The 5,175-nt window shown below is 32.7% G+C and carries 4 protein-coding genes; all 4 read right to left on the bottom strand.

Translation table 11 applies throughout. The annotated features are described in order from the left end of the window. The coding region (locus KCG35_RS23520) for a SidA/IucD/PvdA family monooxygenase (protein ID WP_215822296.1) at positions 1-862 on the bottom strand (862 nt) is incomplete at its 3' end. A 17-nt stretch (positions 863-879) separates the two neighbouring features. After that, positions 880-2,055, bottom strand: a complete 1,176-nt coding sequence (locus KCG35_RS23515) for an MFS transporter (protein ID WP_230409342.1) — start codon at positions 2,053-2,055, stop codon at positions 880-882. A gap of 1 nt (position 2,056) precedes the next feature. After that, a complete protein-coding gene (locus tag KCG35_RS23510; RefSeq protein ID WP_215822294.1) occupies positions 2,057-3,484 on the bottom strand; it encodes a class I tRNA ligase family protein in 1,428 nt (475 codons plus the stop codon). A 1-nt stretch (position 3,485) separates the two neighbouring features. Then, positions 3,486-3,794 (bottom strand): cupin domain-containing protein, encoded by a 309-nt coding sequence (locus KCG35_RS23505; RefSeq protein WP_215822293.1) that lies wholly within the window; start codon positions 3,792-3,794, stop codon positions 3,486-3,488. Positions 3,795-5,175: the final 1,381 nt, after the last annotated feature.

The following is a 5,175-nucleotide window of genomic DNA, read 5'->3' as shown; positions in this document are numbered from 1 at the left end:
CATTCAACTTTGAATCTTTTCTAATAAATTTATTTTCATAAATTTTTTCATACAACTCAGTTAAAGTATCCAAGCTGATACCATCGCTAGTTAAACGTTGCTCTTTATGCTTGACTCTTTTCAAGTCATCATCTAAAGAAGAAAAATAATCAACATAGCTAGGAATATAGTAATCATTAACAAATGGGCTATCATCTAGTGGCAAAAAATTGTTTCTTCTAGAAATCCATGTAATTTCCTCTACTCTGGGAAAAGAGTCCATTATATCCAATAAAATTTCTGAAGCCGTCTGCCCACCGCCAACAATAACTATTCGCTTAGCATTTGATATTTTATTTTTTTTGAATAAATAATCTAAACCATGAAATACCTTATCACCTTCTAACGCTTTTGCAGACTCAGGTAAAAACCTATTTCTGCCTATAGAAATGGATATATTTTTTGCATAATAAGACTGCTTGTCGGTTGTCACCTCGAACAGACCATTCGCGTAATAAATTTTTTCAACTGATATCCCGCGACTAATATTAGATAGCCTGTTTGAAACCCACTGAGCATAATCGAAAAATTCTTTTCGTGAAATAATGAAAGAACTTCTATTCAAGAACTGAAACAAACGATTTTTTGATGATAAATAATTTAAGAAAGAATACTGATTGGTTGGATCAGCCAAACTAACGAGATCCTTGATGCAACAAGTCTGCATTTTAGCATTATTAAGCATAAGCCCAGGATACCATTCTAAATCTGTATTCTTATCCAAAAAGTGACTCGTAACACCTTTATTCTCAGACAAAAGTGCAGCTAAACTTAAATTGAATATTCCTGCACCTACTCCTAACAAATCATACTGTTGTTCCATCTTAACCCCCTTTATATTTAGATACTTTTAGCTGTTTCGACAAACCATTTTCTTGAAAATGATAACCTAGAAAAAACTAGCAACAAATAAACAAATACAGCCATACAAAGACTTAATAAATACCCGATATCGCCAAACTTCGACAAAATGTAGCCTGCAACCATTGGATAAAAATAAACACCAATAAAGTAACTCAATGTAAAAAATGAAAGAACATCATGCCTATCATTTTCACTAGACACCTTGACGGCATATGTTTTTATTAGTGGATAGGCCAGCCCATACGATGTACCTAAACACACTGCACTCACAAAATATAAAATGCTATTTGAATCATTAAAAATCATTATTAATAAACCAAATAACATAAGACAAAGCAGGTAAGGCATAGGGCTTAATGGATTTTTACTTGTCAACACTCCCCCCAAAACTATTCGGCACAAAACCACAGACAAAGAATAAGAAAAATAAAACAAAGAAAAGTTTAAACTTCTATTTTCAGCATATTCCGTCTGAAAATTCATCATAGTAGAAAAAACACAAGCTCCTAGAAAGACCATAACAAATGGAAACATAGCTTCTGTTTTAGTAATTTTAAGGTTTATTCCATTAATCGATATCTTTTCACTTAAGCTGGCTTCTATTTGAAATAATTTACCTAACTTAAGAAAGGCTACTATACTAACAAATGAGAACAAAATGGCAATTTGAAAAACATTCTCCAACAATATAAAATCTGAAAAAATGTCATACAAAACAGGTAATGTAGCTGTGCCAGCCACCACACAAACAGAAATCAAACTGATATACTTACCCTTTTCATTTTCTTTGATCACCGGGCTTAAGCTAAACATTGGCGATGCGGAATAATAAAAGCTCCAACCAAAGCCGATTAAAATTGCAATAAAATAATATACCAAACTTATACTTGAAATTGAATACAACCCTAAAAAACCTAAAGCACATGATAATGCACCTAAAGCAGCCACTTTATGCGCCCCATATTTTTTTGCCAAAATACCAGAGAAACCAACTAAAAGAATAGTAACAACTCCGCTTATAGCTAAAAAATACCCAAAATCAATTTCATTACCTGACAACTCAGTCTGAGTGTACTTAAGTAAAAGGTAAATTGAACCATAAGCTGCTGCCATAAAATAGCAGCCTAAATACAGTATACAATCACGCATCATTTTAGACACTCACCACCTCCCTTTTTAAATTTGATGAAATATATTGAGCAATGCTAGGGATAAAAGGCTCTGACAACTCGCTGAACCACCAACACCATTCCTTTCGTGCATTAACTTCTAGTGTATTCAAAAACTCGACACTATTTTCTAATACTTTTACTGCATTGTGAACTTGAAAGTTATCTAGAGACAAATAAGTATTTCTTTCTATCATTAAGGACTGAAAGAAACACTTGATATGTTGTCTAATCTCAGGTTTTAGATCACTACACCTTTTCAAGCATTCAAAATTCTCTAGCACTGACAAAACTGATGATAATGTTTTATCTTCAAATTTTTTATAGTCTTCGAAAATAAAATTATTACCATGTTTTTCCATTTCAAACTGACTTAAAAACCATCTTATTCCATCTCCCTGAAATTCATTACCCTGTAAAGACTCAGAAATCCATACAGCATGATTTCTACTAGTAGAAAATTTATTGCCTTCAAGTAATAAGAAGTCGTTCATATAACAATAGTCAAAGCCTTTGTAGTCCTTTGACATATGACTTAAAAGCTCGCAACCGTAGACATATTGAGTTACAGCATCTTTACCAAAAAAAGCAATCGTTTTAGTATCTGCATCTTTATTAAAACTATCTTGGTAGCCAGCCATCGTTGCAAAATAATTTGAATAAGGCAATATTGATGCCGCTGAAAAGCAAGAGTGTTTACTATCAATACTAACCCCCCAGTCTTGTGGATAACCAAGAAGAAAATCCGATGACGTATGATCTAAAAAATCATCATTAATCGAAGACAATATACCAGGATACTTCTTTTTTATTTTATTTAAAACAAGAGTGAGATTATCATTTTCGGGTGCACAAAATAACCATTTCGTATCAAAATGCTCTAAACTTCTACCTAATTTTGAACTAGGCTCTTTTACTTTATCAGGAAGAATCAAACTACCACAACTCTCACAATAAAAACTACCCATATTACTATCACATGATGGACACAGCCCTTCCAACCAATAGCCTACAACCAGTCTTTTGCTATCACGCTCCCTTAAAATTGAGATATCTTTTTCTTCAACACCTCTAATTTGGCCAAAAAAGTCGCTACAAATATCAGAAAACAAATCCAAATTATTACTTACATCATAAAAGCCATCAATGGAAATTTTAGCTGATAACAAGTCACTTAAAATTTTTTTGCTATTTTCATTAACAAGATCTTTACAAGGTATGCCTTTTTCTTCGCAGGTACCTTGTATATATGTTTCAAACGCATCTACCCCCGTGACCAAGCATACGCTGTGACCTTGCTGTATTAAAGCACGCTTTAATATATCCGCCCTTAAATAGGGCCCAGAAAGATGCCCCAAATGTAATGGCCCATTAGGTGTTGGTCTACTACAGACAATAATTATTTTTTCCATATTAATCCCACCATGTTGAAAAGATTTCTATATCAATTGTACCTGTATTGCGAACTTGGTGAGTAATATTTGAAGAAAAATAATAAGTATCTCCAGCTTTCAATGAAAATAACTGACCATCGTATTCTAGTATACCTTTCCCCTGTTTAACCATCCAAACTTCTTTTGCACTATGTTGATCTAAACGAGAAATAAATCCTGGTTTAACGACAAAAAAAGATGATTTAAAAGGGATATTATCAACGTAATCTACTAATCGATAATATGTTCCCTCACAACTACTATTTTCCTGTTTATATTTTTGCAACATAATAATAACTTTTCAAAAGTGATAACAAATAATGACTATATATGGAATAATAAGGGGCAACAGCAATAGCTCTCCTAGTTCGTTAAATATACCTTTTCACGAACAGCTTTCATTTTGTTTATTCATGATTTATATAGCCAGGCACCAACTCATTCCTACTTTATCTTGAATGAGCCAGCCTTAAATGATGTAGTATTTACCGATCTTAATTACAATTTTACGTTTATAATTGGTTAATCCTTAACGCTCACCAATATAGATTATTCTGTCCATATAGATAAGTATTGAGATAGATCTTATAATAACCACTAAATTACTATAAGATCTATTATTAATCTCTTTAACATACACCAAGAAATTGTAACAAATACATGAGGTATTTACTGACAACATTTTACAATCAAATTCTCTTTATCTTTACTTAGAAACTCAAAATATTATCATATTTTAATTGATCAATAAAAAATCACTAACAAAGTAATGCTATAAGACAAATAATAACGAACACAACATCCATTTATAAAGAAAATTAATTAAATTCAAAAAAATCCATTAACAACCCACTTTTTTGTATTAAAAATCTTCAAATCATTGAAATTCATATCATATTGGGAAGACCTACTCTTTCGCCCCGTAGTTTTCAATGACTTTTCAAACTGAGATCTTTTTGAAATTGAACTTTGTTGATAGCCATTTCTAAGAGCTCCAGACTCAAACTCCCTATAACAAAACGATACTTCCAGTATTGTCTTATGTATAGTTTTAATTAGGTATTTTTTTGTTGCGAATAATTTACATTAAAATTATGCTTTTTAGTATTAGACTTTAGTATATACCCAAAGAATATGTATACTTCAATAAATACTTATAGTGAAAGCACCATAGCACTTGTCATGCGATAACACGAAGACTACAAATAACATGTGCTACCCTATATGGGTATTAGCATAACTTAAAACTATTACTTGTGAAAAAATATCAAACGCTTATTCTAATACGTTTATTGTTATTGCTGCTTGTCACCCTATCCACCATGGGTATGGCCACCAACATTAACCTCATCGTGGATTCACCTCCCACCTTATATGCACAAAGACCCTGATGGTGGTCTTGATCCTGCTGGGTTTGATGTAACAATTCTTAACCATGTCAGTAATCAATTGGATTGTCCGATAGAGTAGCGTAGCCAACCATGGAACCGCTCAATGCATGAGATTGAGCAGGGTAAACTCGATGTGCTTGCGCCAGCTTCTTATAATGCTAAACGTGCAAAGTTTGCTTGGTACAGTGTACCTTTCCGTGCCGAAAGAATGCGCATCATCGTACTCAAAGAAACTAAAGAGCAGTGGCCTTTAACTAGCCTAGAAGGTATGTTGAAACC

Source organism: Zooshikella harenae (assembly GCF_018837975.1).
Classification (GTDB): domain Bacteria; phylum Pseudomonadota; class Gammaproteobacteria; order Pseudomonadales; family Zooshikellaceae; genus Zooshikella; species Zooshikella harenae.
This window is presented reverse-complemented; position numbering and strand designations above follow the sequence as displayed.

Coding starts and splice junctions, on each gene's coding strand:
- KCG35_RS23510 (WP_215822294.1), bottom strand. CDS start 3,484: ATGGAAAAAATAATTATTGTCTGTAGTAGACCAACACCTAATGGGCCA.
- KCG35_RS23505 (WP_215822293.1), bottom strand. CDS start 3,794: ATGTTGCAAAAATATAAACAGGAAAATAGTAGTTGTGAGGGAACATAT.
- KCG35_RS23515 (WP_230409342.1), bottom strand. CDS start 2,055: ATGATGCGTGATTGTATACTGTATTTAGGCTGCTATTTTATGGCAGCA.